The sequence below is a fragment of the Paenibacillus sp. 598K genome, assembly GCF_003851045.1.
Lineage (GTDB): Bacteria > Bacillota > Bacilli > Paenibacillales > Paenibacillaceae > Paenibacillus_D.
Genome location: NZ_BFBX01000111.1, coordinates 6,481 through 7,952, shown reverse-complemented (window position 1 = coordinate 7,952; position 1,472 = coordinate 6,481). Strand labels below are relative to the sequence as shown.

The window sequence follows — 1,472 nt, the reverse complement described above, 5'->3', positions numbered from 1 at the left end:
GCAGGTCCGAGACCCCGACCGCCGGCCGGCCCGTCAAAATAGCTCGGCTCCGCCGCCGCAGCGCCTGCTCCGACCATCCCGGTCATAATCTCCTGATTGTAGCCGCGCATCCGCATCAGTCCGATATGACCTCGCTTGCGCAGCTCGTACTCGAGAGCAGCCATCCAGGCCAGCTCGGTGACGCCTGGGCGCAGGTGGACGAGCGCCGCCTCCAGCGACTCTGCGACGACCTGAGCGGCTGCCTCGATCCGGGCGATCTCGTAGGCTGACTTGACGATGCGCAGACTGCGCAGCAACGCCGAGCCGTCGACGAGCTCGACGGTCCCCTTGTTCGAGGCATCGCCGTTCGAGGCACCACTATCTTTGGCCTTGCCGAGCACCGCCTGCAGTCTCAGGTAGATCTGCGCCGGCAGCACATCAAGCTCAGTCGCGATGCGCGCCTGCCCCCCGCCGCCCAGGATAGCCGGATATCGCTGCGCCAGCGTCTCGCCGAAGGCGCGAAAGGAGCCGAGCGGCGCCGTCGCCACAGCCGACTCCTCTGCGGCCCGCTGCAGGCTGCGGCGCACATAATAGGTCGCCTCGCCGTCTGCGGGGACGAACAGATATCCGGTCTGCATCGAGCCGGTCAGGTAGTAGAGCGCGACATTTTGCGTCACCAGGAAGCCATCGAGCGCCTGGCTGCGCAGCGCCACCTGCAGCTGTCCGATGCGCCGCTCGCTCTCCTCTGCGGGTAGCTTGGTGTACACGTGAGCATCTCCTCCTAGCATGGTTATGCTCCCATTACACCAGTTATGCACCCGCCGCGTCAACCGGCGACCAGCTCGGCGGTGCCCTTGATATGCCACTCGATCGGATCGATGACCCGGAAGGCCCGCGTGTAAGGGACATATGCGATGAGTACTACGCCTGGTCGCTGCAGAGTCACCTCATAATCGTACTGGGGATTGCGGTAGGTGTAGGGGAAGTGGCGATCGCTGTTGATGACCTCCAGCGCCACGATACGCGGCTGCTCGCGCAGATAAGAGCCGGGGAGCGGCTCGCCGTCCGTCCCCAGTTGCAGATTGTAATATAGATAGTCGCGGGCAGCGACGGCGGCGGCTTGCTCGTCGATGACCAGACGTCCGGCAGCCAGTTCATCCTGATCGAGCTGTTGCGCCGCCGCATGCGCTGCTCGGTTCACCGCATGCTTGCCATGGAACAATGTCTGCATCGCCATCTCGCCATCCGTCTGCACCGCTTGCAGCAGCGTCCAGACGACCATGAACAGGATGAACAACAGCAACTTGTACATCGGGCTCTACCTCCTCTCGCTCCAGGACACGGCCGAGGTGCGCGCGATCACGGGACGTATTCGCTCATCTTCATCCCGGTAGCCCTCATCCGGGTATCGGGATCGGGCGGTGTCAGTCCGATCAGACGATCGATCTCGAATAACCGCTCGTACGGATAGCGGATCGTCAGGATAAGGCCGG

The 1,472-nt window shown here is 63.7% G+C and carries 2 protein-coding genes; both read right to left on the bottom strand.

Annotated elements, in window-relative coordinates:
• A partial coding sequence (locus tag PA598K_RS27435; RefSeq protein ID WP_148092000.1) for an aminopeptidase P family protein occupies window positions 1-746 on the bottom strand: 746 nt, incomplete at its 3' end.
• Between the two features lie 59 nt (window positions 747-805).
• Window positions 806-1,291 carry a hypothetical protein gene (locus tag PA598K_RS27430; protein WP_128659996.1) on the bottom strand — a complete coding sequence of 162 codons (486 nt, stop codon included), beginning with the start codon at window positions 1,289-1,291 and terminating at the stop codon, window positions 806-808.
• Between the last annotated feature and the right edge of the window lie 181 nt (window positions 1,292-1,472).